This window comes from Xylophilus sp., from assembly GCA_009914555.1.
Classification (GTDB): domain Bacteria; phylum Pseudomonadota; class Gammaproteobacteria; order Burkholderiales; family Burkholderiaceae_C; genus WNDY01.
In genome coordinates, this window is the sequence record WNDY01000002.1 from 189,898 (window position 1) to 215,010 (window position 25,113).

A 25,113-nucleotide genomic window follows, 5' to 3' on the forward strand; every position below is an offset into this window, starting at 1 on the left:
CGGAGGATCATGCGAAGAACACCTCGCCGACCGCGGCCCAGCGCTGCAGTGCCCAGGCCGGCAGGATCGGCGCGGCGCCGGTGGTCGGGTCGGGCAGCAACTGGCTGCGGAAGCAGGCCAGCGCCTGCTGCTTGCGCCGCAGCGCCTGCGCGGGCGCGGCGAGGCGGCGCGCGCGGTGCCACGGCAGGCGCGGGTCGCCGGGCCCGCTCCAGTGCCAGCACCAGACGGGCACTTCCACCAGGCGCGCGCCGCGCATCCGCGCCGCGGCGGCGGCGGCGCGGCCGACGGCCTCGTGGTCCGGGTGGCCGTCGTGCCGCCAGGTGGCGAAGACCGTGTCGGCGGGCTCCAGCAGCGCGGCGAGCCGGCGCGCCAGCGTGGCTTCCTGCGCCGCCACGCCGCCGTCGGGCAGGTGCAGCCGGCAGGCCGCCTGCGGCAGGCCGAGCACGGCGGCGGCGCGTGCGCTCTCGCCGCGGCGCCCGGCGGCCAGTTCGGCGCGCGTCCACAGGCCGGAGCCGGGGTGGCTGGCATCGCCGTCGGTCACGGCGACCACGCGGCAGCCGCGGCCGGCCGCGGCCAGCGCCTGCTGCAGCACGCCGGTGCCGATGACCTCGTCGTCCGGGTGCGGCGCCACGATGACGGCGCGGCCGCCCGCGGGCACCAGCTGGGCAGCCTCCGCCACCGGCACGCCGGCCCAGCCGGGCCAGCGGCGCCACGCGGCCGCCGGCGTGCCCCGGCCCTGGATGCGCGGCGCGGCCCCGTCGATCACAGCGGCCATGCGTGCGCCTCCGACGGCTGCTGCCGCACGAGGGCGGCGGCCAGCGCCGCCTCGTCGCGCTCGGCATGGCTCTGGCGCAGGAAGACCGGCAGGTCGGCCATCAGCGCGGCGAAGGCCGGCTCCCGGCACAGCGGCCCCGCGCCCAGCGCGCGGCCGGCATGCCACAGCGTCTGCTGCACCGCCTGCTCGACGACGATGCGCACGCGCAGCGCCACGGCCCGCGCGTCGTCCATGGGATGGGCGTCGATCCAGGCGGCGGCCTCGCGCAGCATGGCGGCGGCCGCGGCGAGTGCCGCGTCGGTCGCGCCCAGGTGGGCGTGCAGGTGCGGCTCGCCGTGCGCCGCCGCGGCCCGGTGCACGCGCCGGCCGATGGCCCGCGCCGCCCCCCACCAGCAGGCGGCGCTGCCCGCAGCGCCGTGCCAGAAGCCGGGGCGCCGCAGGTACTGGCCGGGCGTGCCGACCAGCACGGCGGGGGCGCCGTCGAAGACCACGTCCACGCTGCGGGTGCGGCCCATGCCCACGGCCTGCCAGCCTTCGTTCGTCACCCGCACGCCGGCGGCATCCAGGGCGACCGCGGCCAGCAGCCGCTCGCCACCGCCGCCGCGGCAGCCGACCAGCGCATGGCTCAGCCGCGGCGCGCCCGAGCACCAGGGCTTGCGGCCGGTCAAGCGCAAGGCCGCACCGGCCATATACTCCTCCCACGAATCCGCTGTAACGGTTGTATCAGGCGGGTCTGCACACCATACTCCCCACGATCGAGCGGAGCGGTCGAGCGTCGCCGGGCCGCACTCGGCGAGGATAGCCAGCGCATCGGCCTGGGCCTCGTAGAGCTTGGCCAGCGCCAGGTCGTGGCCGGCCACGGCGGCCAGCGCCTGCCAGCGCACCAGCGTGTGGCCGTGGCCGGGCAGCGGCAGGCGGTCCAGCCCGGCGCCGATCAGCCGGCGCAGGCCGTCGCCCGGGTCGCCGTCGGACAGGGCCAGCACGGCCAGCAGCCGGTCCTGGAGCCCGGCCGCGAAGCGGGCGGGGTCGAGAGGGATGGAGTCGTCGCGCAGCATGGCGCGATCCTGCCTGCGCCGCTCGACCGTGCAGGTCAGGCCGGACCGCGCGCGGGCCGTAGGACGCCGCCACAGCCGTGTCGATCCGGCTGCCGTCAGACGTAGGCAACCGCCTACACGGCCTGCACGCTACATCCCGCAGGGAATTGTTGCGCCGCCATACAGGATGGCGGGGCTGCCCGGATGTCCCCGACATCCCGCTGCCGCATCGACCGGCCCCTTCTTTCGCCCATCACAGGATCCACCACCATGTCGCGCAAACCCAACATCCTGGCCATCGTCATGGCCGGGGGAGAAGGCTCCCGGCTCCACCCGCTCACCGCCGACCGCTGCAAGCCGGCCGTACCGTTCAACGGCAAGCACAGCATCGTGGACTTCGTGCTGTCCAACCTGGTGAACTCGGAGATCTATTCGATCTACCTTCTGGTGCAGTACAAGTCGCAGTCGCTCATCGAGCACATCCGCCAGACGTGGACGATGACGCGCCTGCTGCCGCAGCAGTTCGTGACCGTGGTGCCGCCGCAGATGCGCTACGGGCCCGAATGGTTTCAGGGCACGGCCGACTCGGTCTACCAGAACATCCACCTGATCGAGAGCTTCCGCCCCGACATCGTGGCCGTGTTCGGCGCCGACCACATCTACCGCATGGACGTGCGTCAGATGGTGGACTTCCATGTGGAGAGCGGCGCCCATGCCACCGTGGCCACGCTGCCGGTGCGCCTGTCGCAGTGCGACCAGTTCGGCATCGTCGAGACCGACGAGCGCCACCGCATCACCAACTTCGTCGAGAAGCCGCGCACCGCCCGGCCCATGGCGGGCAGCCGCACGCACGCGCTGGCCTCGATGGGCAACTACCTGTTCGACGCCGGCGTGCTGCTGGAGGAACTCAAGCGCGCCCGCGCCGCCGGCCACAGCGATTTCGGCAAGCACATCCTGCCGGCGATGCTCAAGACCCACAGGCTCGCCGCCTACGACTTCGACAGCAATTCCATCCCGGGCACGGCGCCGTACGAGGAGCACGGCTACTGGCGCGACGTGGGCACGATCGATGCCTATTTCGACGCGCACTTCGACACGCTGGGCGCCGCGCCCCGGTTCCGCATGACCAACCGCGAATGGCCGATCTACGCCAGCTCCGACCCGGCCGAGTCGGCCCAGATCGAGAACGGCGTGATCCACCGCTCGGTCGTCGGCTCCGGCTGCGTGGTGGACGGCGCCTCGCTCGACCATGCGATGCTGCGCCGATCGGTCTGCGTGGAGCGCGATGCGCGCCTGGAGCACTGCATCGTCATGGAGCGCTCGCGCATCGGCCGCGGCGCCCAGGTGCGCCGCGCCATCATCGACCAGGACAACGACGTGCCGCCGTTCGAGCGCATCGGCTTCGACCTGGAAGCCGACCGCCGCCGCTTCCACGTGAGCGAAGGCGGCATCGTCGTGGTGCCGGCGGGCCACTTCCCGCGCCAGTCCGACCTGGACCGCGGCCAGCCGGCCAACGAACCGCACGGCACCGTCGGGCTGAGGGCCATTGCATGACGGAGGGCGTGACGCCGGCAGAACATGCCCCCATCGGATTCCAGGAAGCGATCGAGCCCGGCGCGCGCGCGGTGCGGCCGCGCCGGCCGCGCGCGCGCCACCACACCGTCACCGAAGGCCGCCACTGGCCGCTGGGCGCCACGCCCGGCCGCCAGGGCGTGAACTTCGCGGTGTACTCGTCGCGCGCGCAGAAAGTCGAGGTCTGCCTGTACGCCGAGGACGGCAGGACGGAAGTGGAGCGCATCGCCCTGCCCACGCTCACGCACGACGTGTGGCACGGCTTCGTGCACGGCCTGCGTGCCGGCCAGCGCTACGGCCTGCGGGTGCACGGCCCGTACGAACCCGAGGCCGGCCTGCGCTTCAATCCGGCCAAGCTGCTGCTCGACCCGTATGCCCGCGCGCTCGACCGGCCGGTGACCGGCAACGGCAGCCAGTTCGCCTACCCGCTCGGCCACGAAAACGAGGACCTGGCGGCCGACACCCGCGACAACGGCGCCGACGCCGTCAAGGCCCGCGTGGTGCGCCCGGCGTTCGACTGGGGCGAAGACGCGCCGCCGCGCGTGCCGCCCGAGGACACGGTGTTCTACGAGATCCACGTCAAGGGCTTCACCCAGCGTCTGCCCGGCGTGCCGGAGGAACTGCGCGGCACCTATGCCGGCCTGGGCTCCACAGCGGCGGTCGAGTATCTGAAACGGCTCGGCGTGACCAGCGTGGAGCTGCTGCCGGTGCAGGCCTTCATCGACGACCAGCGCCTGGTCGAGGCCGGCCTGGCCAACTACTGGGGCTACAACACCGTCGGCTTCCTCGCGCCCGAGCCGCGCTACAGCCGCGCACGCGACGGCGGCGTGGACGAGTTCAAGGCCATGGTGCGCGCGCTGCATGCGGTGGGCATCGAGGTCATCCTCGACGTGGTCTACAACCATACCGGCGAAGGCAACCACCTCGGCCCCACGCTGAGCCTCAAGGGCATCGACAACCCGGCCTACTACCGCCTGTCCGAGGACCCGCGCTACTACGTCGACTACACCGGCACCGGCAACACGGTGGACACCAGCAGCCCGGCGGCGCTGCGCCTGGTGCTCGACAGCCTGCGCTACTGGGTGCAGGAGATGCACGTGGACGGCTTCCGCTTCGACCTGGCCAGCGCGCTCGGCCGCGATGCGCAGGGCCGCTTCGACCACCGTGCGCCGTTCTTCACCGCGGTCGCGCAGGACCCGGTGCTCTCGCGCGTGAAGCTCATCGCCGAGCCGTGGGACCTCGGACCCGACGGCTACCAGGTCGGCGGCTTTCCGGCCGGCTGGCTCGAATGGAACGGCCGCTGGCGCGACAGCATCCGCGACTACTGGCGCGGCACCGACGGCACGCTGCCGGCGCTGGCCTCCGGCCTCTGCGGCTCGGCCGACCTGTTCCAGCACCGCCGCCGCCCGCCCTGGGCCAGCGTCAACATCGCCACGGTGCATGACGGCTTCACGCTGGCCGATCTGGTCAGCTACAACGACAAGCACAACGAGGCCAACGGCGAGGACAACCGCGACGGCGAGAGCCACAACCGCAGCTGGAACTGCGGCGCCGAAGGCCCGAGCGACGACCCGGCCATCGTCGAGCTGCGCGGCCGGCAGATGCGCAACTTCATCGCCACGCTGTTCGTGTCGCACGGCACGCCGCTGCTGCTGGGCGGCGACGAGATCGCACGCACCCAGCAGGGCAGCAACAACGGCTACTGCCAGGACAACGAAATCTCGTGGTTCGACTGGGACCTGCCGCCCGCCGCGCAGCAGCAGCTCGCCTTCACCCGCGCCGCCGTCGCGCTGCGCGCGCGCCTGCCGCTGCTGCGCCCGCGCGGCTGGCCGGTGGGCGAGTCCGACGACCTCTCCACCGCGCCGGCCATCGGCTGGCACAGCGTCTGGGGCGTGCCCATGACGACCGAGGAATGGGACGACCCCGCCGTGCGCTGTGTGGCCGCGCTGCTCGAAGACCAGGCCACCGACGAGTCCGTGCTGCTGCTCTTCAACGCCAGCGCCGAGGAGGTCGTCTTCACGCTGCCCAAGGAGGACCCGCCGCGGCAGTGGACGGTGGAGCTCGACACGCGCACCGCCGCCGTGCCGCCCGAGGGCGGAGCCGGCAGCGCGTCGGGCGGACAGTGGACGCTGCTCGCCCATTCAATGGCCGTGTTCACCTCCGCGGCCCGCGACGACGCCGGCGAGCCATGAAGCATGCCCACGCCATGCCGTTCGGCGCCACCGTCCGCGCGGACGGCAGCGGCGCCGACCTGCACCTCTGGGCCCCTGCAGCGACGGAGGTCGCCCTGCTGCTCGGTCCCACGGCCGATGCCCTGGCGCCGGTGCCCGCCGCCCGCGCCGAGGGCGGCTGGTGGCACGCCGCAGTGGACGGCGCGGCAGCCGGCGCGCGCTACCAGTGGCGCATCGACGGCGGCCAGCGCGTGAGCGACCCGGCCGCGCGCGAGAACCCCGACGGCCCGCATGCGCCGAGCCGCCTGGTCGATCCGGCCGCGTTCGACTGGAACGACGCCGGCTGGACCGGCCGGCCCTGGCGCGAGACCGTGCTCTACGAACTGCATGTCGGCACCTTCACCGCCGAAGGCACGTTCGACGCGGCCGCGCAGCGGCTGGAGGAACTGGCCGCGCTCGGCATCACCGCCGTGGAGCTGATGCCGGTGGCGGATCTGCCGGGCCGATACAATTGGGGGTATGATGGCGTAGCGCTCTTTGCACCGGCACATTCATATGGTCCTCCCGAGAGTATGAAAGCCTTCGTCGAGCGCGCGCGCCAGCTCGGGCTCATGGTCTTCCTCGACGTGGTCTACAACCACTTCGGCCCGGACGGCAACTGGCTGGGCCTGTACGCGCCGCAGTTCTTCTCGGCCACGCACGCCAGCCCGTGGGGCCAGGCGATCAACTTCGACGGCGACGGCAGCGCGACCGTGCGCGAGTTCTTCATCCACAACGCGCTCTACTGGATCGAGGAGTTCCGCATCGACGGCCTGCGGCTCGACGCGGTGCATGCCATCGTCGACGACAGCCGGCCCGACATCCTCGAAGAGATATCGTCCCGTGTGCGCGCCGCCCAGCCGCACCGCCACGTCCACCTGGTGCTGGAGAACGACGGCAACCAGTCGCGCCGCCTGGCGCGGCAGCCGGCCGCCGGCCGCTACGACGGGCAGTGGAACGACGACTTCCACCATGCGATGCACGTGGCGCTGACCGGCGAGACGCACCGCTACTACGCGCGCTATGGCAACGACCCGATCGCCCTGCTCGGCCAGGTGCTGGTGCGCGGCTTCGCCTTCCCCGAAAGCGCGGACGACGCGCCGCCGCCGCTGCCGGCCACCATCAACTACATCGGCAACCACGACCAGGTCGGCAACCGCGCCCGCGGCGAGCGGCTGGCCGCGCTGGCGCCGCCCGAAGCCGTGTCCACCGCGCTGCTGCTGGCGCTGCTGACGCCGGCCACGCCGATGGTTTTCTTCGGCGACGAATGGGGCACGCGCACGCCCTTCCTCTACTTCGCCGACTGGCAGGGCGAACTGCGCGAGGCGGTGCGCGCCGGCCGCAAGCGCGAGTTCGCGCACGACGACGACGGCACCCTGCCCGACCCCTGCGACATCGCCACCTTCCACCGCAGCCATCCGGACCCGGCCGAGCGCGACCAGTCCGGCGCCGGCGCGCGGCTGGCGCAGGTGCGCCAGGCCCTGGCGCTGCGCCGGCAATGGATCGCCCCGCGCCAGGAGCGCCTGGCCGACACCGACCACGAGGCCCTGCGCATCGGTGCCACCGGCCTGCACCTGCGCTGGCACTACCGCGACGGCAGCCGGCTGCTGCTCGACCTCAACCTCGGACCCGATCCGGTGGACGCCTCGGCCCTGGCCGGCCGCGACCCGCAGGCGCAGCTGCTGCTGGCCCACGGCGACTGGCCCGCTGCCGCACCGTACTGGGCACCGTGGTCCGCGCGCTGGAGACTCTTCGAACCTTCCGCATGAACGCAGCGCAGAACCCCGACATCGCCGCCCTCCAGCAACGCGCCGAGGCCGCCGGCGTGGCCCTGGCCTACACCAGCTACTGGGGCGAGCCGCAGAGCGCATCGCCCGCGCTGCTGGCGCGCATCCTCGACGCGCTCGGCGAGCCGGCGGCCGACGCGGCCGCGCCGGCCGTCGTCGAGGCCGGCACCGTGCCCGACATCGCCCTCGCCGCGCCCTGGCGCCTGCGCCAGGCCGAAGGCGACGGCCGCATCGTGGCCGAGGGCGCGCAGCCCGGCAGCGCCCTGCCCGGCACGCTCGCGCCCGGCTACTACCGGCTTGAAGCCGATGGCGCGCCCGAGCGCCTGCTCATCGTCGCCCCGCAGCGCTGCTGGGTGCCCGAAGGCATCGCCCAGGGCGAGCGCTGGTGGGGCCTGTCGATCCAGCTCTACGCGCTGCGCTCCGAGACCAACTGGGGCATCGGCGACTTCTCCGACCTCGCCGCGCTGGTGGCGCTGTCGGCCGCCCAGGGCGCGGCCTTCATCGGTCTGAGCCCGCTGCATGCGCTGCATGCCCATGCGCCCGAGCAGGCCAGCTCCTACAGCCCATCGAGCAGAACCGCGCTGAACACGCTGTTCATCGACGTGGCCGCAGTGCCCGAATTCGCCCACTGCGCGGCGGCACGCACGCTGGTGACCAGCACGCCGTTCCAGCAGAAGCTCGAAGCGCTGCGCGCTGCCGACGAGGTGCGCTATGCCGACGTGGCCGCGGCCAAGGAGCAGGTGCTGGCGCTGCTGTGGACGCATTTCACCGCGCACGAACTGGTGGCCTCGTCCGGGCGTGCGCAGGCTTTTCTGCAGTTCACGCAGGAGAACGAGGCCCTGCTCGGCGCCCACGCGCTGCACGAAGCGATCCAGCTGCGGCTGCATGCGGCCGACCCGTCGGTCTGGGGCTGGCCGGCCTGGCCCGAGGAACTGCGCGATCCACACGGCGCCGGCGCGGCCGCCTTCCGCCGCGACCACGGCGACGCGGTGCGCTACCGCTTCTGGCTGCAGTGGCTGGCCCACGAGCAGCTCGCGCTGGTGCAGCGCCAGGCGCGGCGCCTGCTGCCGCTGGGCCTGTACTGCGACCTCGCCGTGGGCGCGGCCAGCGGCGGGTCGGAGACCTGGGCGCAGCAGAAGCTCTACGCCCACGGCCTCCACGTGGGCGCGCCGCCCGACCCGCTCAACGCCCTGGGCCAGGACTGGGGCCTGCCGCCGCTGCGCCCGCAGGCGCTGGCCGCCGCCGGCTTCGCACCCTTCATCGCGCTGCTGCGCGCCGTGATGCGCCCGGCCGGCGCGCTGCGCATGGACCACGTCATGGCGCTGATGCGCCTGTTCTGGACCACGCCCGACGCCGGCGGCACCTACGTGGCCTATCCGCTCGAAGCCCTCGCCGCCATCGTTGCGGTCGAGAGCCAGCGCCAGCGCTGCCTGGTGATCGGCGAGGACCTCGGCAACGTGGACCCCGCGATGCGCGCGGCCATGCAGCAGCGGGGCCTGCTGTCGTACAAGCCGCTCATCTTCGAGCGCCGCGACGACGGCGCCTTCCGCCCGCCCGCCGAATGGCAGCCGCAGGCCCTGGCCGTGGTCACCACGCACGACCTGCCCACGCTCTCGGCCTTCTGGGCCGGCAGCGACATCGACACCCAGGCGCGTCTGAACCTGCTGCCCGGCGAGGAGATCCACGCGCAGATGGTGCTGGCCCGCGCGCAGGACCGTGCGCGCCTGCTGCTCGCACTCCAGCACGCGAACCTGCTGCCCGAGGGCGTGACCATCCATCCGCCTTCGCTGCCCGAGGCCACGACAGCCTTCGTCGCCGCGGTGCATGCCTACCTGGCCCGCACGCCCTGCTGGCTGGCGGCCGTGCAGATCGAGGACGCCACCGGCCAGCGCGAGCAGGTCAACGTGCCGGGCACGACCGAGGACCGCAACCCCAACTGGCGACGGCGCGTGGCCGTGCCGCTGTCCGGACTGGCGGCGCATCCCACCTTCGCCGCCGTGGCCGCCGCCATGCGCGCCGAGCGCGGCCGCCCGGCCGCCGTGGCCGCGGTGGACGAGCTGCCGCCGCTGGAGAGCGCCGACATCCCGCGCGCCACCTACCGCGTGCAGTTCCACGCCGGCTACACCTTCGCCGACGCCACGCGCGCCGTGGGCTACCTGCATGCGCTGGGCATCAGCCACCTCTACAGCTCGCCCTACCTGAAGGCGCGCCCCGGCAGCACCCACGGCTACGACGTGGTCGACCCGACGCAGCTCAACCCCGAGGTCGGCACCGATGCCGAGCATGCGGCGCTCTGCGACGCGCTGGCTGCACGCGGCATGGGCCAGGTGCTGGACATCGTGCCCAACCACATGGGCGTGCTCGAAGCCGACAACCCCTGGTGGCAGGACCTGCTGGAGCACGGCGCTGCCTCGCCGCACGCCGCCACGTTCGACATCGAATGGAACGCCGTGGCCGACGGCCTGCAGGGCCGGGTGCTGCTGCCGATCCTCGGCGACCACTACGGCCGCGTGCTCGAATCCGGCGAGCTGCAGCTGCGCTTCGACGCCGCGCACGGCCGCTTCGCGGTGCACTACTGGGGCCACCACGCGCCGATCGATCCGCAGCACTACGGCCGCATCCTGTCGGTGCTGCCGGCGCCGGTGTCGGGCAACGACGGCGACAGCCATGCGCTGGCCGAGGTGCAGTCGCTGCTCGACGCCTTCTCCCACCTGCCGCAGCGCGATGCCGTCGGCGGCGACAGCCGCGCCGCGCGGCTGCGCGATGCGCCGCTGCTGCAGCGCCGGCTGGCCGAGGCCGCCGCGGCCCACGGCTGGCTGCGCGAATGGATCCGCGCGAGCCTGCTGCTGCTCAACGGCCACGCCGGCGACACCGCGAGCTTCGACGCGCTCGACGCGCTGCTGCACGACCAGGCCTACCGGCTGGCCGACTGGCGCGTGGCCGGCGACGACATCAACTACCGCCGCTTCTTCGACGTCAACGGCCTCGCGGCCGTGCGCATGGAAGAGCCGGCGGTGTTCGAGGCCACGCATGCGCGCGTCCTCCAGTGGCTGGCCGACGGCCGCATCACCGGCCTGCGCATCGACCATCCCGACGGCCTCGCCGACCCGGGCGCCTACCTGGCGCGGCTGCAGTCGCGCCATGCGGCGCAGGCCCGCGCGGCCGGCCGCGAGCCCCGCGCACTCTACGTGGTGGTCGAGAAGATCCTGGCCGACCACGAGCCCCTGCCCGAGGACTGGCCGGTGCACGGCGACACCGGCTATCGCTTCGCCTCGCTGGTCAACGGCCTGTTCGTCGAGCCGGCGTCGAAAGCCGCATTCGACGATGCCTATGCCGCCTTCACCGACGACGTGCGCAGCTACGAGGACACGGCCTACGCCTGCAAGAAGCTCATCATCGACACCACGCTCGCGAGCGACCTCGGCTGGCTCACCGAGACGCTCTACCGCATCGTGCGCGCCGACCGCCGCGCCTGCGACTTCACGCGCCACCGGCTGCGCGCGGCGCTGGCCGAGGTGGCCGCGGGCTTTCCGGTCTACCGCACCTATGTCGGCGCGCACGGCGAGGCCGCGTCGGCCGCCGACGCGCGCCACATCGCCTGGGCCGTCGCGGCGGCCGCGCGCCGCCTGGGCTCGGCCGAGCGCGGGCTGCTCGACTACCTCGGGCCCATCCTCTCGGGCGAGGACGGCCCCGAGCCCGCGCTGCGCCGGCGCTTCGTGCGGCGCTGGCAGCAGTTCACCGCGCCGGTGATGGCCAAGTCGATCGAGGACACGACGTTCTACCGCCATGTACGGCTCGCCTCGCTCAACGACGTGGGATCCGAGCCGCGGCGCTTCGGCATCTCGGCCGCGGCCTTCCATGCGACCAACCTGCAGGTGAGCCGGCGGCGGCCGCATCCGCTGCTGGCCACCTCGACGCACGACAGCAAGCGGTCGGAAGACGTCCGCGCGCGGCTCAACGTGCTCTCCGAAATCCCGGCACTCTGGGAAGACACGGTGCTCGCGCTGAGCCAGACCGGCGAGCGGCTGCGCACCACGGCCGTTCTGCGCGCCGACGCCCCCGCACCGTCGCGCGCCGACGAATGGTCGCTCTACCAGGCCCTGGTCGGCATCTGGCCGGCCGGGCCGACCGACGCCGCCGCGCGCGAAGCCAAGCGCGAGACCAACTGGCTCTGCCCCGACGAAGCCTACGAAGCCGCGCTCGACAGCCACATCGACCGCTGCCTGGCCAGCGAGGGCTTCGTGCAGACGCTCGAAGCCTTCGTGCAGGCAATCGCGCCGTACGGCTTTCGCAACAGCCTGGCGCAGCTCGCGCTCAAGCTCACCGCGCCCGGCGTGCCCGACATCTACCAGGGCTGCGAGCAGTGGAACTTCAGCCTGGTCGACCCGGACAACCGCCGCCCGGTGGACTTCGACGCGCTCGCGGCCGGCCTGGCCGAGGTGCAGGCGCTGCATGCCGACGGCGCCCATCCCACGCCCGCGCAGTGGCAGGACCTGCTGCCGGCGGTGCCGGCCGTGTCCGACGGCCGCATCAAGCAGCTCGTCACCTGGCGCCTGCTGCAGCTGCGCGCCGCGCAGGCCGACCTGTTCCGCCACGGCTCCTACCTGCCGCTCGCGGTCGTCGGCCCGGCGGAGGTGCATGCCATCGGCTTCGCCCGCATCCGCGAGGGCCGCGCCGTGGTGGTGATCGCCGCGCGCCTGCTCTACGGCCTGGCCGCCGGCGGCTGGCGCGGCACGCGCATCGCCATCGCGGCCGCGCACCCGGCGCTGGAGAAGACCGGCGCCTGGCGCAACCTGCTGACCGGCGCGGTGCTGCCGCCCGAGCCCGGCGACGGCTACGAGCTCGACAGCCTGCTCGGCGAGATCGGCCCGGCCACGTCGCGCCTGCCGTTCGCCGTGCTGGTCCCGGCATGAAGGTCCTGTTCGCCACGCCGGAGACCGCCCCCTGGGTCAAGACCGGCGGCCTGGGCGACGTGAGCGCCGCGCTGCCGCCGGCGCTCGCCGCGCTGGGGCACGACGTGGCCGTGCTGCTGCCGGCCTATGCGGGGCTGGAGCGCATCGCGGGCGACCTCGCCGGCGTGTTCAGCCTGCCGGCCGAAGGCCCGTGGCCCGCGGCCCAGCTGCTGCGCCTGCGCATCGGAGGAGGCGGCACCACGCTGCTGCTGCTGGCCTGCCCGGCCCTCTATGCCCGCCCCGGCACGCCCTACGGTGCGCCCGGCGGCGGCGACCACCCTGACAACGCGCTGCGCTTCGGCCTGCTCGCGCGCGTGGCGGCGCTGCTCGGCACGGCCGGCTCGCCGATCCCCGGCTGGCAGGCTGGCGTGGTCCATGCCAACGACTGGCCGAGCGCGCTCGTGCCGCTCTACCTGCGGCAGGCGCGCGAGGCCGGCGATGCGACGGCCGCGCGCAGCGTGCTCACCATCCACAACCTCGCGTTCCAGGGCGTCTATCCGATGGAAAAGGCCGACCTGCTGGGCATCGCGCCGCGCCACCGCGGCGTCGACGGCGTGGAGTTCTGGGGCCAGCTGTCGATGCTCAAGGCCGGCCTGCAGTTCGCCGACGCGATCACCACGGTCAGCCCGACCTATGCGCGCGAGATCCAGACCGAGGCCCAGGGCTTCGCGCTCGACGGCGTGCTGCGCGCACACGCCGCCCGGCTGCACGGCGTGATCAACGGCATCGACACGGCCGTGTGGAACCCGGCCACCGATCCGCTGATCGCCGCGCGCTACGACGCCGCGCGCCTGGGCGGCAAGGCGGCCTGCAAGGCCGCGCTGCAGGCGCGCCTGAAGCTCGCCGCCGAGCCCGGCGCGCTGCTGTTCGGCCTCGTGGGGCGGCTCACGGCACAGAAGGGCATCGACCTCGTGGTCGCGGGCGCCGGGGGGCTGCTCGCGCGCGGCGGCCAGCTCGCCGTGCTCGGCAGCGGCGACGCGGCGCTGCAGGCCGCGCTGGCCGACCTCGCGGCACGCCACCCCGGCCGCGTGGGCGCGGCCATCGGCTTCGACGAGACGCTGGCCCACCAGATCGAGGCCGGCGCCGACTGCTTCCTCATGCCCTCGCGCTTCGAGCCCTGCGGCCTGAACCAGATGTACAGCCAGGCCTACGGCACGCCGCCGCTCGTGGCGCCGGTGGGCGGGCTCGCGGACACGGTGGACGACGGCGTGACCGGCTTCGTCATGCGCGAGGCCGGGTCGCAGTCCGCGTTCGACGAGGCCATGGCGCGCGTGGCCGCCGCGTGGAGGAAGCCGGGCGACTGGTGGCGCATCCAGCGCGCGGGCATGCAGCGCGACTTCTCGTGGGCGAGGCCCGCGGCCGACTACGCGGCGCTCTACGCGGGTCTGGCGGCGGCGGGCTGAACGTCCCCACCGGCTGCCGCGCATACACGGCCAGCCGCAGGTGCCGGTCGGCGTCGATGGTCAGCGAGGTGTGGTCGAAGGCGGCGGCCTCGCCGTCCACGACCAGGGTGCGCATGCCCTGGCAGCCGTCGCGCACCTCGTGCCGGCGCCACGCCGCGCGGAACTCGGGCGAGACCTTCTCCAGTTCGTCCACCAGCTCCTGCATGTCCGGCGCCTGCTGCGCGCGGCCGAAGTCGATGCGGAAGCCCGGCAGCATCGCCGGCGCCTGCGTCTCCCAGCCGGCGAAGCGCTCGCGCAGCAGCGGACTGGTGAACAGCAGCCACAGCAGGTTGCGCCGCGCGGGCGCATGGGCGGCAAAGCCGAAGAGGCGGTCGGCCGCGTCGTTGAAGGCCAGCACGTCCCAGCGCAGGTTGATCACGTAGGCGGCATGCGGCAGTTCGTGCATGAGCCGCAGGACCGGCGCGGGCACTTGGCACCACGTCCTGCCGGGCTCGGCCGGCGGGCGCTCGTGCGCCAGCAGGTAGAGGTGGCGGCGTTCCGCGGCGTCGAGCCGCAGCACGCGCGCGAGGCTGTCGAGGAAGGCGGCCGAGACGCCGATCGCGCGGCCCTGCTCCAGCCACGTGTACCAGCTCAGCCCCACGCGGCGAGCGCGGCCACCTCCTCGCGCCGCAGCCCCGGCGTGCGCCGGCGCCCGGCGCTGGGCAGGCCGACCTCGGCCGGGGCCAGGCGCTCGCGGCGCGCCCGCAGGAACGCCGCCAGTTCCTCACGGCTGCGTGCGAGACGGCTCATCCGGATGCGATTGCGCGGAGTAACAGCATAAGTGGACAAATTGTCATGGCCTGCATGGGTTCCCAGAATGCAGGCTTTCCATTGCCGGAGACCGCATGACCGCCTGCACCGCCGCCCTCCCCCGTCCCTCCGCCGCGCCCTGGCGCGGCCTCTTCGTCCTGCTGCTGGGCGGCTTCGTGACGATCTTCGACCTGTTCGTGGTCAACGTGGCGATCCCCGACATCCAGGCGCGGCTCGGCGCCGGGCTGGCGCAGGTCGGCTTCATCGTCGCGGGCTACGAACTGGCCTTCGGCATGCTGCTGATCACCGGCGGGCGGCTGGGCGACCGCTTCGGCCGGCGGCGGCTGTTCGTCGCCGGCATGGGTGCCTTCACGCTGGCCTCGGCGCTCTGCGGGCTGGCGCCCGATACCGCCGCGCTGATCGGCGCGCGCGTGCTGCAGGGGCTGGCGGCGGCGCTGCTGTTCCCGCAGGTCTATGCGTCCATCCGGGTCCATTTCGACGGCGACGACGGCCGCCGCGCCTTCGGCCTGCTCGGCATGGCGCTGGGGCTGGCGGCGATCGCGGGGCAGGTGCTCGGCGGCTGGCTGGTGCATGCGGACCTGTTCGGCTGGGGCTGGCGCACGATCTTTCTCGTCAACGTGCCGGTGGGCCTGTGCGCGATGGCGGCGGCCGCGCGCTGGGTGCCCGAGTCGCGCACGCCGCGGCGCCCGGGGCTGGACGGCGCCGGCGTGGCGCTGGTGAGCGCGGGGCTGGCGCTGCTGCTGGTGGCGCTGATCGAGGGCCCGGGCCGCGGCTGGCCGGCCTGGAGCCTCGCCGCGCTGGGCGCGGCCGCGGTGCTGCTGGCGGCCTTCGTGCGCCAGCAGGAGCGGCAGCGGGCCGCGGGGCGCGAGCCGCTGGTGGACATGCGCCTGTTCGGCCAGCGCCGCTTCGCGCTGGGCGCGATGCTGGTGCTGCTGGTCTATTCGACCTCCAGTTCGTTCTTCCTGTGCTTCGCGCTGCTGGTGCAGAGCGGCTTCGGGCGCGACCCGTTCGCCGCGGGCGGCCTGTTCGCGCCGTGCAGTGTCGGCTTCATCGCCGCCTCGCTGGCCGCGCCGCGGCTGACCGCGCGCTGAGGCACGCCGGCCATCGCGGCGGGGGCGCTGGCCTATGCGGCGTCGGTGGCGCTGCTGGTCGCGCAGGTGCACGCGGCCGGCGCAGGGCTGCGGCCGCCGCGGCTGGTGCCGGCGCTGGTGCTGGTCGGCGCGGGCCAGGGGCTGGTCATGACGCCGCTGCTCAACCTGGTGCTGGGCTTCGTGGAGGAGGCGCGGGCGGGCATGGCCGCGGGCGTGGTCTCGACGGTGCAGCAGGTCGGCGCGGCGCTGGGCGTGGCCGTGGTGGGCGCGCTGTTCCAGGCGGCGCTGCGGGACGGCAGCGGCGCAGCCGCGTACGCGGGCGCCTTCGTGGCCGGCATGCTCTGCAACCTCGCGGCGGCGGTGCTGGCGGCCGGGCTGCTGGTGCGGCTGGCCGGCGCGAAGCGCTGACCTCAGGCCACGAGCTGCGCCCAGGTCTTGTCGAGCCGCTTGACGCTCACCGGCTGCGGCGTGCGCAGCTCCTGCGCGTAGAAGCTCACGCGCAGTTCCTCGAGCAGCCAGCGGAACTCCTGCATGCGCTCGTCCACGGCGCCCTTGCGCTCGGCCACGAGGCGCCAGTAGCGCTGCTCCTGCTGCCGCAGCTCGGCCAGCCGCGCGGCATCGCGGGCCGGGTCGGCGCGCAGCTTGTCCAGGCGCAGCACGATGGCCTTGAGGTAGCGCGGCAGGTGCTGCAGCGCGCTCCACGGCGTGGCGGCGAGGAAGTTCTTCGGCACGAGGCGCTGCAGCTGCTGCTGCGCGTCGGCCGTGGCGTCGGGGTGGTTGCGCGTGTCCTTGATCTTGCGCACCGCGGCGGCGTAGTCGGTCAGCACCGTGAGCGCGAGCCGCGCGACCTCGTTGGCGATTAGCGTCAGGCGCGCGCGGCCTTCGTCGATGCGGCGCTTGAACGCGGCCTCGTCGGTGGGCAGCGGTGCGCCGAGGAAGGCACGGTCGATGGCCACGTCGATGATCTGCGCGCGCAGCTCCTCCTGCGTGCCCAGCGGCATGTAGGCCACGGCCATCTTCTGCAGGTCGGGGATGTTCTTCTCCAGGTACTTCAGCGCGTCGCGGATCTGCAGCGCGAACAGCCGGCGCAGCCCGGCGCGGTGGCGCGCGGCGGCAGCCTCGGGCTCGTCGAAGACCTCGATGGCGACGGCGTCGCCCGCGTCGATCAGCGCCGGGAAGCCGACCAGCGTCTGGCCGCCCTTGCGGATCTCCATGAGTTCGAGCAGTTCACCAAAACTCCATGCAGTATATTTTTGCAGCCCTTTTGCATCCTGCGCTGTAGAAGCATACTCCACGGCATTCGGTTTGGCGGACGGCGGCTGCGGCGCCGGTGCGGCCTGGACGGCAGCCTCGATCTTCAGCCCTGCGAGCGCCTGGAACGCGCCCCGCGCCTTGGCGCCGAGTTCGGCCTTGAGCCCCGCGAGGCTGCGCCCCGCGCCGAGCTGGCGGCCGTGCTCGTCCACCACGCGCAGGTGCATGAACAGGTGCGGTGGCAGCATGTCGAGCTTGAAGTCGGTGCGCTTGACGTCGAGCTGCGTGGCCGCCTTCACCTCCTGGATCAGCGCGTCGATCAGCGGGCCTTTTGCGTACAACTCGGGCGCGTTCAGACGCTCGGCCATGCGCGCGGCGCTTTCGGGCAGCGGCACGAGGCGGGCGCGCGGCTTCTGCGGCAGGCTCTTGAGCAGCGCCTGGATCTTGTCCTTGAGCATGCCGGGCACCAGCCAGTCGACCCGCTCCTCGCTCGCCTGGTTGAGCACGAAGATCGGCACGGTGACGCTCACGCCGTCCTTCGGATCGCCCGGCGCATGCAGATACGCGGCACTGCAGTCCACGCCGCCGAGCTTGATCGTGCGCGGGAACGCATTGCCGGTGATGCCCGCGGCCTCGTGGCGCATGAGCGCGTCGCGCGTGAGCACCAGCAGGTCCGGGTTGGCCCTGGACGCCTCGCGGTACCACTGCTCGAACTCGCGGCCGGAGGCAATCGTCTCGGGCACCTGCTTGTCGTAGAAGGCGTAGATGAAGGCATCGTCCACCAGCACGTCCTGCCGGCGCGACTTGTGCTCCAGCTCCTCGACCTGGCGGATGGTCCTGCGGTTGGCCGCGAGGAAGGGCAGCTTGGTGTCCCACGCATCGCCCACCAGCGCCTCGCGCAGGAAGATCTCGCGCGCGCCGGCCGGGTCGATGCGGCCGAAGGGGCGGCGGCGGTTGTTGTAGACGACGAGGCCGTAGAGCGTGGCGCGCTCCAGCGCGACGACTTCGGCGCCGCGCTTCTCCCAGTGCGGGTCGAGCAGCTGCTTTTTCAGCAGGTGCGCGCCGACTTCTTCGAGCCACTGCGGCTCGATGGTGGCCATGCCCCGGCCATAGAGGCGCGAAGTCTCGACCAGTTCGGCCGCGACCACCCAGCGGCCCGGCTTCTTCGACAGGTGCGCGCCCGGATGGCGGTGGAACTTGATGCCGCGCGCGCCAAGGTAGATGTCCTCGTCCTCGGGCCTGAAGCCGATGTTGCCGAGCAGGCCGGCCAGCAGCGCCTTGTGCAGGTCTTCATACCCCGCGCTCTGGCGGTTGAACACCCACTTCTGCTCGTTGACCACGGTGGTGAGCTGGCTGTGGATGTCGCGCCATTCGCGCACACGGCGGATGCTGATGAAGTTCTGGCGCAGCAGCTGCTCGTACTGGCGGTTGCTGAGCTTGTGGGTGGGCGCCTGCGGCAGCACCGGCGCGACGACCGGCGCCTGCGCGGCGGCCGAGCGCTGCGCGATCGGCAGCGCAGCCAGGTTGCGCGGCGCAGCCGGCTGCGCCTCCTGCGCCCCCATCTCGCGCCGCGTGCGGGCCACGGGTGCGCCGCCGCGCGCGTCGTGCAGCCATTTCCACAGCCGCAGGTAGCCGCTGAACTCGCTCTTGTCGTCGTCGAACTTGGCATGGGCCTGGTCGGCCTGCTGCTGGGCTTCGAGCGGGCGGTCGCGCACGTCCTGCACGCTGAGCGCACTGGCGATGACGATGACCTCCTCCAGCGCGCCGCGCTCGCGGCCCGCGAGGATCATGCGGCCGATGCGCGGATCGAGCGGCAGGCGCGCGAGCTGGCGGCCGACCTCGGTCAGCTCGTTGGCCTCGTCCACCGCGCCGAGCTCGGCCAGCAGCTGGTAACCGTCGGCAATGGCACGGCCCGAGGGCGCTTCGAGAAACGGAAAGCGCGCCACGTCGCCGAGGTGCAGCGACTTCATGCGCAGGATCACGCCGGCCAGCGACGAGCGCAGGATCTCCGGGTCGGTGAAGCGCGGGCGGATCTCGAAATCCTTCTCGTCGTAGAGCCGGATGCAGATGCCGTGGGCCACGCGGCCGCAGCGGCCGGCGCGCTGGTTGGCCGCGGCCTGGCTGACCGGCTCGACCAGCAGCTGCTCGACCTTGCTGCGCAAGCTGTAGCGCTTGACGCGGGCGGTACCGGCATCGACCACGTAGCGGATGCCAGGCACGGTCAGCGAGGTCTCGGCCACGTTGGTCGCGAGCACGATGCGCCGCCCGGTGTGGCCGTCGAAGATGCGGTCCTGCTCGACCTGCGACAGCCGCGCGAACAGCGGCAGCACCTCCGCCGAGCGCAGCAGCGGCTGGTGTGCGAGGTGGCCGCGCAGGTGGTCGGCGGCCTCGCGGATCTCGCGCTCGCCGGGCAGGAAGACGAGAATGTCGCCTGCCGCGTTGCCGGCCCAGAGTTCGTCGACCGCGTCGGCGATGGCTTTGTTCAGGCCGTAGTCGCGCGACTCCTCGAACGGGCGGTAGCGCTGCTCGACGGGGAAGGTGCGGCCGGAGACGTAGAGTACCGGCGCGTGGCCCTTGGTGCTGCGGAAATGTTCGGCGAAGCGCTCGGCGTCGATCGTGGCCGAGGTGACGATGACCTTCAGGTCAGGCCGGCGCGGCAGGATCTCACGCAGGTAGCCGAGCAGGAAATCGATGTTGAGCGAACGCTCGTGCGCCTCGTCGATGATCAGCGTGTCGTAGGCTTTCAGCAGTGGGTCGGTCTGCGTCTCCGCCAGCAGGATGCCGTCGGTCATCAGCTTGACCGAAGCGCCGGCCGTGAGCCGGTCCTGGAAGCGGATCTTGTAGCCCACGACCTCGCCGAGCGGCGTCTTCAGCTCCTCGGCGATGCGCTTGGCAACCGAACTGGCGGCGATGCGGCGCGGCTGGGTGTGGCCGATGAGCGGGCCGCGCACGCGGCCGTCGGGGCCCGCCAGCCGTTGCCCGCGGCCCATCGCAAGCGCGATCTTCGGCAGCTGCGTGGTCTTGCCCGAGCCGGTCTCGCCGCAGACGATGACGACCTGGTGGGCCGCGATGGCGGACTGGATCTCGTGGCGCTGGGCGGAGACGGGAAGCTGGGCTGGGAAATCAAGGATCATGCGGAAACCAGTGTAGCACAGGTGCACATAATATGTGTTACACTGTCCCGGTACCGTTTGTCAGGAGCCGCCATGAGCAACCTCACCCTTTCCGTGGACGACGATGTCGTGCGCCAGGCGCGCATTCGCGCGATCCAGGAAGGCACTTCCGTCAGCGCCAAGGTGCGTGAGTTCCTGGTCCGCTATGCGCAAGGCGAAGACGGGCAACAGGCGGCCGCCCAGGCCTTCATTGCCGCCGCGCGCCAGAGCGAGGCCAACCGCGAAAGCGCGCGCTGGTCGCGCGAAGACGCCTACGACCGGCACGATCCAGGTGCCACCGACAGCGGCAGCGGCAGCGGCAGCGGCAGCGGCAGCGGCGCATGATCTTCTTCTTCGATACCAACGTCCTGGTCTACGCCGTCGATGCGAGCGAGCCCGTGCGGCGCGAACGCGCGCTGGCGTGCCTCGCGCGCGCGGTGCGCGACGGCACGGTGGCGCTCTCCACCCAGGTGTTGCACGAGTTCTATGCCATCACCACGCGCAAGTTGCGCCCGCCGCTCTCCCCTGGCGAAGCCGCTGCGCAGGTGCAGCGCCTGTGTGCCTTCCAGGTCATGGGCAGCACGGCCCAGAGCGTGCAGGCTGCCATCGCGCTCGCGCAGGAGCACCAGCTGTCCTGGTGGGACGCGCTGATCCTCGAAGCCGCACTGCGCGCGGGCGCCGATGTGCTCCTCTCCGAAGATGGCCAGGCCGGCCGCCGTTTCGGCCGGCTGGTGGTGGAAAATCCTTTCAGCGCCTGATCCAGCATCCTCCCCGCCTGCCCGCCATGTCCGCCGTCTTCAACTTCACCTTCGTCCCGTGGTTCCGGTCGGTCGCGCCGTACATCCACACGCACCGCGGCAAGACCTTCATCGTGGCCGTGGCCGGCGAGGCCATCGCGGCCGGCAAGCTGCAGAACATTGCGCAGGACCTGGCGCTGATCCAGAGCATGGGCGTGAAGGTCGTGCTGGTGCACGGCTTCCGGCCGCAGGTCAACGAGCAGCTGCGGGCCAAGGGCCATGAGCCGCGCTATTCGCACGGCATCCGCATCACCGACTCGGTCGCGCTCGACAGTGCCCAGGAGGCCGCCGGCCAGCTGCGCTACGAGATCGAGGCCGCGTTCAGCCAGGGCCTGCCCAACACGCCGATGGCCGGCTCCACCGTTCGCATGATCTCGGGCAACTTTATCACCGCGCGGCCGGTGGGCATCGTCGACGGCGTGGACTTCCAGCATTCGGGCCTGGTGCGCAAGGTGGACGTGGCCGGCATCACCCGATCGCTCGACTTCGGTGCCATGGTGCTGCTCTCGCCGTTCGGCTTCTCGCCCACGGGCGAAGCCTTCAACCTGACCATGGAAGAAGTCGCGACCAGCGTGGCCATCGAGCTGCAGGCCGACAAGCTGATCTTCCTGACCGAGGTGCCCGGCATACCGACCGACCCGGACCAGCCGCTCGGCGAGGACAACCCGATCGACACCGAGCTGCCGCTGGCCCAGGCCGGGAAGTTGCTGGCCCGCCTGCCGCCGGCCCAGCAGCCGGGCGACATCGCCTTCTACCTGCAGCACTGCGTGAAGGCCTGCAAGGGCGGTGTGGAGCGCAGCCACATCCTGCCGTTCGCGGTCGACGGCTCGCTGCTGCTGGAGGTGTACGTGCACGACGGCATCGGCACCATGGTGATCGACGAGAAGCTGGAAGAGGTGCGCGAGGCCACCAGCGACGACGTGGGCGGCATCCTCACGCTGATCGAGCCGTTCGAGAAGGACGGCACGCTGGTCAAGCGCAGCCGCACCGAGATCGAGCGCGACGCCCATCTCTACACCGTCATCGAGCACGACGGCGTGATCTTCGCCTGCGCCGCGCTCTACCCCTACCCCGAGGCCAAGACCGCCGAGATGGCCGCCGTCACCGTCTCGCCGCAGAGCCAGGGCCAGGGCGACGGCGAGAAGGTGCTGCGCCGCATCGAGCAGCGCGCCCGCCTCATGGGCCTCTCCAGCATTTTCGTGCTGACCACGCGGACCATGCACTGGTTCCTCAAGCGCGGCTTCCAGCCGGTGGACCCGGACTGGCTGCCCGAGGCCCGCAAGCGCAAGTACAACTGGGACCGGCGCAGCCAGGTGCTGGTCAAGAAGCTTGGCTGATGCATCCGCGCCGCCCGTACTGACGGCTTCGCTCTACCGCTTCGCCGCCCTGCCCGACTGCGCTGCGCTGCAGTCGCCGCTCCAGGCCTGCTGCGACGCCCACGGCGTGCGCGGCCTGCTGCTGGCGCCCGAGGGCATCAACGGCACGATCGCGGGCACGCGGGCCGGCCTCCAGGCCGTGCTCGACCACCTGGGCCGCAGCGACCCTCGCCTGGCCGGCCTGCAGCCGCGCTGGGCCGCGGCGCCGCGCATGCCGTTCTACCGCATGCGGGTGCGCGTCAAGCGCGAGATCGTGACGCTCGGCGTGCCGGGCCTGGATGCGGCGGCCCACGCCGGCACCTACGTCGCACCGCAGGACTGGAACGCGCTGATCGCCCAGCCCGGCATGGTGGTGATCGACACGCGCAACCGCTACGAGGTGGCGATCGGCAGCTTCGAGGGCGCGGTCGATCCGGGGACCGGCAGCTTCTCGGACTTTCCCGCCTGGCTCGACGCGCAGTCGCAGCCTGGGGGCCTGCTGGAAGGCAAACCGCGCGTGGCCATGTTCTGCACCGGCGGCATCCGCTGCGAGAAATCGACCGCGCTGCTGCGCGTGCGCGGCTTCGGCGAGGTCTACCACCTGCAGGGCGGCATCCTGCACTACCTGGAGACGGTGCCGGCGCCGGAGAGCCGCTGGCGGGGAGCCTGCTTCGTGTTCGACGAGCGGGTGTCAGTGGGCCACGGACTGCGGCCCGCCGGCCACACCCTGGGCCGAAACTGCCGCATGCCGCTGGGCGAGGCGGAGCGTGCCTCGCCGCTGTTCATGTCCGGCGTGAGCTGTCCCCACTGCCACGGCGGACTGACCGAGGAACGCCGCCAGTCACTGGCCGAGCGCGAGCGGCAGACGGCGCTGGCCGAAAGATACGGGCGGGAGCATATCCTCGATGCCGGCAGGGCTGGGCCGGCTCCGGCCCATACTCTCCTTTCGACCAGCGCAGGGAGCTAAGCAAAGGCCAGCCGTGCCACGCGGCCGCGCAGCGCCTGGGCCAGGCTGACCAGCGCGGCCAGCCCCAGGATCACGAAGCAGAGGAAGGACCAGTTGGCGATCGAGCCGCCGAGGAAGGTCCAGTCGACCTGGGTGCAGTCGCCGCTGCCGCGGAAGATCATCGGGATCGCGCGCTGCAGCGGGAAGGATTCGATCATCCCGTAGAAGTCGCGCCCGCAGGTGGCGAATTCCGGCGGATTCCACTGCAGCCAGCTCTGGCGCGCCGCCACGAAGGCGCCGAAGGCGGCGAAGACCGCCACGAGAAGACTCGTGGCGACCTGGCCGGCGCGCCCGCGCAGCGCGGCGCCAATGCCGGCGAAGACAGCCACCGCGACCAGCGCATAGCGCTGCACGATGCACATCGGGCAGGGTTCGAGGCCCACCACGTGCTGCAGGTACAGCCCGAAGGCCAGCATCGCCACGCAGGCCAGGCTGACGAGGGAGAGGATGCGCCGGGGCGACTTAGCGAGAGGTCCGAACCATGCAGCGGGCAACTTTCTATCCTTCGACGAACACGCGGGCGCGCCGGGGTGTGAGCACCACCGTCTCGCCTTCGCGCAAACCAAGCTCCCGGAACTGCTGCGCAGGGATCTGCGCCTCGATCAGGTGCTCCTGGGCGGGATTGTCCGCCGGTTTGTCGCCGTTGACGGAAATAAGTTCCAGCCGCGCCACCGGGCCGACCACGATGGCCCGGCTCAGTGTGGTGACGATGCCCTCGGTGCCGGCAGCGTAGCGCCGCACGTCGAAGTCGTGGGGGCGCACGTAAGTGAGCGCCTTGGCGTCCTGCACCGCGCCGTGCTCGGGCGCGTCGATGCGGATGCCCTCCACATGCACCGCGCCTTCGTGCGCGCGGCCGTGGAACAGGTTTACATCGCCGAGGAATCCGTAGACGAACGGGCTGGCCGGATGGTCCCAGACGTCCTGCGGCGAGCCGACCTGCTCGATCTGGCCCTTGTTGATGACGACCACGCGGTCGGCCACCTCGAGCGCCTCCTCCTGGTCGTGCGTCACGAAGATGCTGGTCACATGCAGTTCGTCGTGCAGGCGGCGCAGCCAGCGGCGCAGTTCCTTGCGCACCTTGGCGTCGAGCGCGCCGAACGGCTCGTCGAGCAGCAGCACCTTGGGCTCCACCGCCAGCGCACGGGCCAGGGCGATGCGCTGGCGCTGGCCACCCGACAGTTGCGCCGGGTAGCGGTCGGCCAGCCAGTCGAGCTGCACGAGGTTGAGCAGTTCGTGCACCTTCTGCTTGATCCTGTCCTCGCTCGGGCGCACACCGCGCGGCCGCACCCGCAGGCCGAAGGCTACGTTCTCGAAGACGGTCATGTGGCGGAACAGCGCATAGTGCTGGAACACGAAGCCGACCTGGCGCTCGCGCACGTGCACGTCGGTCGTGTCCTCGCCCGAGAACAGGATGTTGCCGGTGTCGGCCGTCTCCAGGCCGGCGATGATGCGCAGCAGCGTGGTCTTGCCGCAGCCCGAGGGGCCGAGCAGCGCGACGAGTTCGCCCGAATCGACGTGCAGATTGACGTTGCGCAGCGCGTGAAAGTCGCCGAACTGCTTGCTGACGTTGCGGATCTCGATGCTCATGGGATGGGTGCTTTCTGATCTTGCCCCTGATTTACGGACACCTATCTAAGCGACGTTGGCCAGCTCGTACTGCTCTGGGCTGAGGTAGCCCAGGGTCGAGTGCAGCCGGATCCGATTGTAGTCAACCTCAATGTAGTCAAACACATGAGCCTTGGCCTGCTCCCGTGTGGCGAGGTGTTCACCATGGATGGCCTCGACCTTCAGACTGTGGTTCCAACTCTCCATTGCTGCGTTGTCGTAGCAGTTGCCTCTGGCACTCATGCTGGCGATCAAAGCGTATTGCTCCAACAGGGCGCGGTGCTCGCGCGAGCAGTATTGGCTACCACGGTCA

16 protein-coding genes and 2 pseudogenes are annotated in these 25,113 nt (G+C 72.2%); 10 read left to right on the forward strand and 8 right to left on the reverse strand.

All coding sequences use genetic code 11. The features are described from left to right. Positions 1-7: 7 nt before the first annotated feature. The gene (locus GAK38_RS02655) at positions 8-775 is read right to left on the reverse strand and encodes a PIG-L deacetylase family protein (RefSeq protein WP_325341193.1); all 768 of its coding nucleotides are present in this window, start codon (positions 773-775) and stop codon (positions 8-10) included. After that, positions 763-1,830 (reverse strand): acyl-CoA dehydrogenase, encoded by a 1,068-nt coding sequence (locus tag GAK38_RS02660; protein ID WP_325341195.1) that lies wholly within the window; start codon positions 1,828-1,830, stop codon positions 763-765. The genes GAK38_RS02655 and GAK38_RS02660 overlap by 13 nt, the downstream gene beginning before the upstream one ends. A 249-nt stretch (positions 1,831-2,079) precedes the next feature. Here GAK38_RS02660 and GAK38_RS02665 point away from each other — a divergent pair, with 249 nt between their 5' ends. The 5 genes from GAK38_RS02665 to glgA are packed head-to-tail and all read left to right on the forward strand — an operon-like array spanning position 2,080 to position 13,733. Then, the gene (locus GAK38_RS02665) at positions 2,080-3,363 is read left to right on the forward strand and encodes a glucose-1-phosphate adenylyltransferase (protein WP_325341196.1); all 1,284 of its coding nucleotides are present in this window, start codon (positions 2,080-2,082) and stop codon (positions 3,361-3,363) included. Then, positions 3,360-5,573 (forward strand): glycogen debranching protein GlgX, encoded by a 2,214-nt coding sequence (gene glgX / locus GAK38_RS02670; protein ID WP_325341197.1) that lies wholly within the window; start codon positions 3,360-3,362, stop codon positions 5,571-5,573. The genes GAK38_RS02665 and glgX overlap by 4 nt, the downstream gene beginning before the upstream one ends. Then, complete coding sequence (treZ, locus tag GAK38_RS02675) at positions 5,570-7,360, forward strand: malto-oligosyltrehalose trehalohydrolase (protein WP_325341198.1); 1,791 nt, start codon at positions 5,570-5,572, stop codon at positions 7,358-7,360. The genes glgX and treZ overlap by 4 nt, the downstream gene beginning before the upstream one ends. Continuing rightward, complete coding sequence (gene treY / locus GAK38_RS02680; RefSeq protein WP_325341200.1) at positions 7,357-12,291, forward strand: malto-oligosyltrehalose synthase; 4,935 nt, start codon at positions 7,357-7,359, stop codon at positions 12,289-12,291. Before treZ ends, treY begins: the two co-directional genes overlap by 4 nt. Then, entirely contained in the window at positions 12,288-13,733 is a 1,446-nt protein-coding gene (gene glgA / locus GAK38_RS02685) for a glycogen synthase GlgA (RefSeq protein WP_325341202.1), read from the forward strand. The genes treY and glgA overlap by 4 nt, the downstream gene beginning before the upstream one ends. A gap of 70 nt (positions 13,734-13,803) precedes the next feature. On the opposite strand, the pseudogene GAK38_RS02690 reads toward glgA, so the two are convergent. Both GAK38_RS02690 and GAK38_RS02695 read right to left on the reverse strand, forming a co-directional pair. Further along, positions 13,804-14,178: pseudogene (locus tag GAK38_RS02690) on the reverse strand (MmyB family transcriptional regulator); the annotation flags it as partial. Between the two features lie 185 nt (positions 14,179-14,363). Beyond that, positions 14,364-14,522, reverse strand: coding sequence for a hypothetical protein (locus tag GAK38_RS02695; RefSeq protein WP_325341203.1), 159 nt, complete (start codon positions 14,520-14,522; stop codon positions 14,364-14,366). 95 nt (positions 14,523-14,617) lie between these two features. On the opposite strand from GAK38_RS02695, the pseudogene GAK38_RS02700 reads away from it, so the two are divergent. Continuing rightward, positions 14,618-16,042, forward strand: a pseudogene (locus GAK38_RS02700) (MFS transporter). Between the two features lie 2 nt (positions 16,043-16,044). On the opposite strand, the gene hrpA reads toward GAK38_RS02700, so the two are convergent. Continuing rightward, entirely contained in the window at positions 16,045-20,019 is a 3,975-nt protein-coding gene (hrpA, locus tag GAK38_RS02705; RefSeq protein WP_325341205.1) for an ATP-dependent RNA helicase HrpA, read from the reverse strand. Positions 20,020-20,091: 72 nt separating this feature from the next. Here hrpA and GAK38_RS02710 point away from each other — a divergent pair, with 72 nt between their 5' ends. The 4 genes from GAK38_RS02710 to trhO are packed head-to-tail and all read left to right on the forward strand — an operon-like array spanning position 20,092 to position 23,156. Beyond that, positions 20,092-20,382: a DUF6364 family protein gene (locus GAK38_RS02710; RefSeq protein WP_325341207.1), complete on the forward strand. Its 291-nt coding sequence runs from the start codon at positions 20,092-20,094 to the stop codon at positions 20,380-20,382. Further along, positions 20,379-20,795 (forward strand): PIN domain-containing protein, encoded by a 417-nt coding sequence (locus tag GAK38_RS02715; RefSeq protein ID WP_325341209.1) that lies wholly within the window; start codon positions 20,379-20,381, stop codon positions 20,793-20,795. Before GAK38_RS02710 ends, GAK38_RS02715 begins: the two co-directional genes overlap by 4 nt. Before the next feature lie 26 nt (positions 20,796-20,821). Next, on the forward strand, positions 20,822-22,171 hold the full coding sequence (gene argA, locus GAK38_RS02720) for an amino-acid N-acetyltransferase (protein WP_325341211.1): 1,350 nt from the start codon (positions 20,822-20,824) through the stop codon (positions 22,169-22,171). After that, on the forward strand, positions 22,164-23,156 hold the full coding sequence (gene trhO / locus GAK38_RS02725; protein WP_325341213.1) for an oxygen-dependent tRNA uridine(34) hydroxylase TrhO: 993 nt from the start codon (positions 22,164-22,166) through the stop codon (positions 23,154-23,156). The genes argA and trhO overlap by 8 nt, the downstream gene beginning before the upstream one ends. Here trhO and GAK38_RS02730 read toward each other — a convergent pair. The 3 genes from GAK38_RS02730 to GAK38_RS02740 all read right to left on the reverse strand — a co-directional run. Next, positions 23,153-23,689 (reverse strand): disulfide bond formation protein B, encoded by a 537-nt coding sequence (locus GAK38_RS02730; protein WP_325341215.1) that lies wholly within the window; start codon positions 23,687-23,689, stop codon positions 23,153-23,155. The genes trhO and GAK38_RS02730 overlap by 4 nt on opposite strands. Positions 23,690-23,693: 4 nt before the next feature. Then, positions 23,694-24,782, reverse strand: a complete 1,089-nt coding sequence (locus tag GAK38_RS02735) for a sulfate/molybdate ABC transporter ATP-binding protein (protein WP_325341216.1) — start codon at positions 24,780-24,782, stop codon at positions 23,694-23,696. 45 nt (positions 24,783-24,827) lie between these two features. Continuing rightward, the coding region (locus GAK38_RS02740; RefSeq protein WP_291783619.1) for an IS3 family transposase at positions 24,828-25,113 on the reverse strand (286 nt) is incomplete at its 5' end.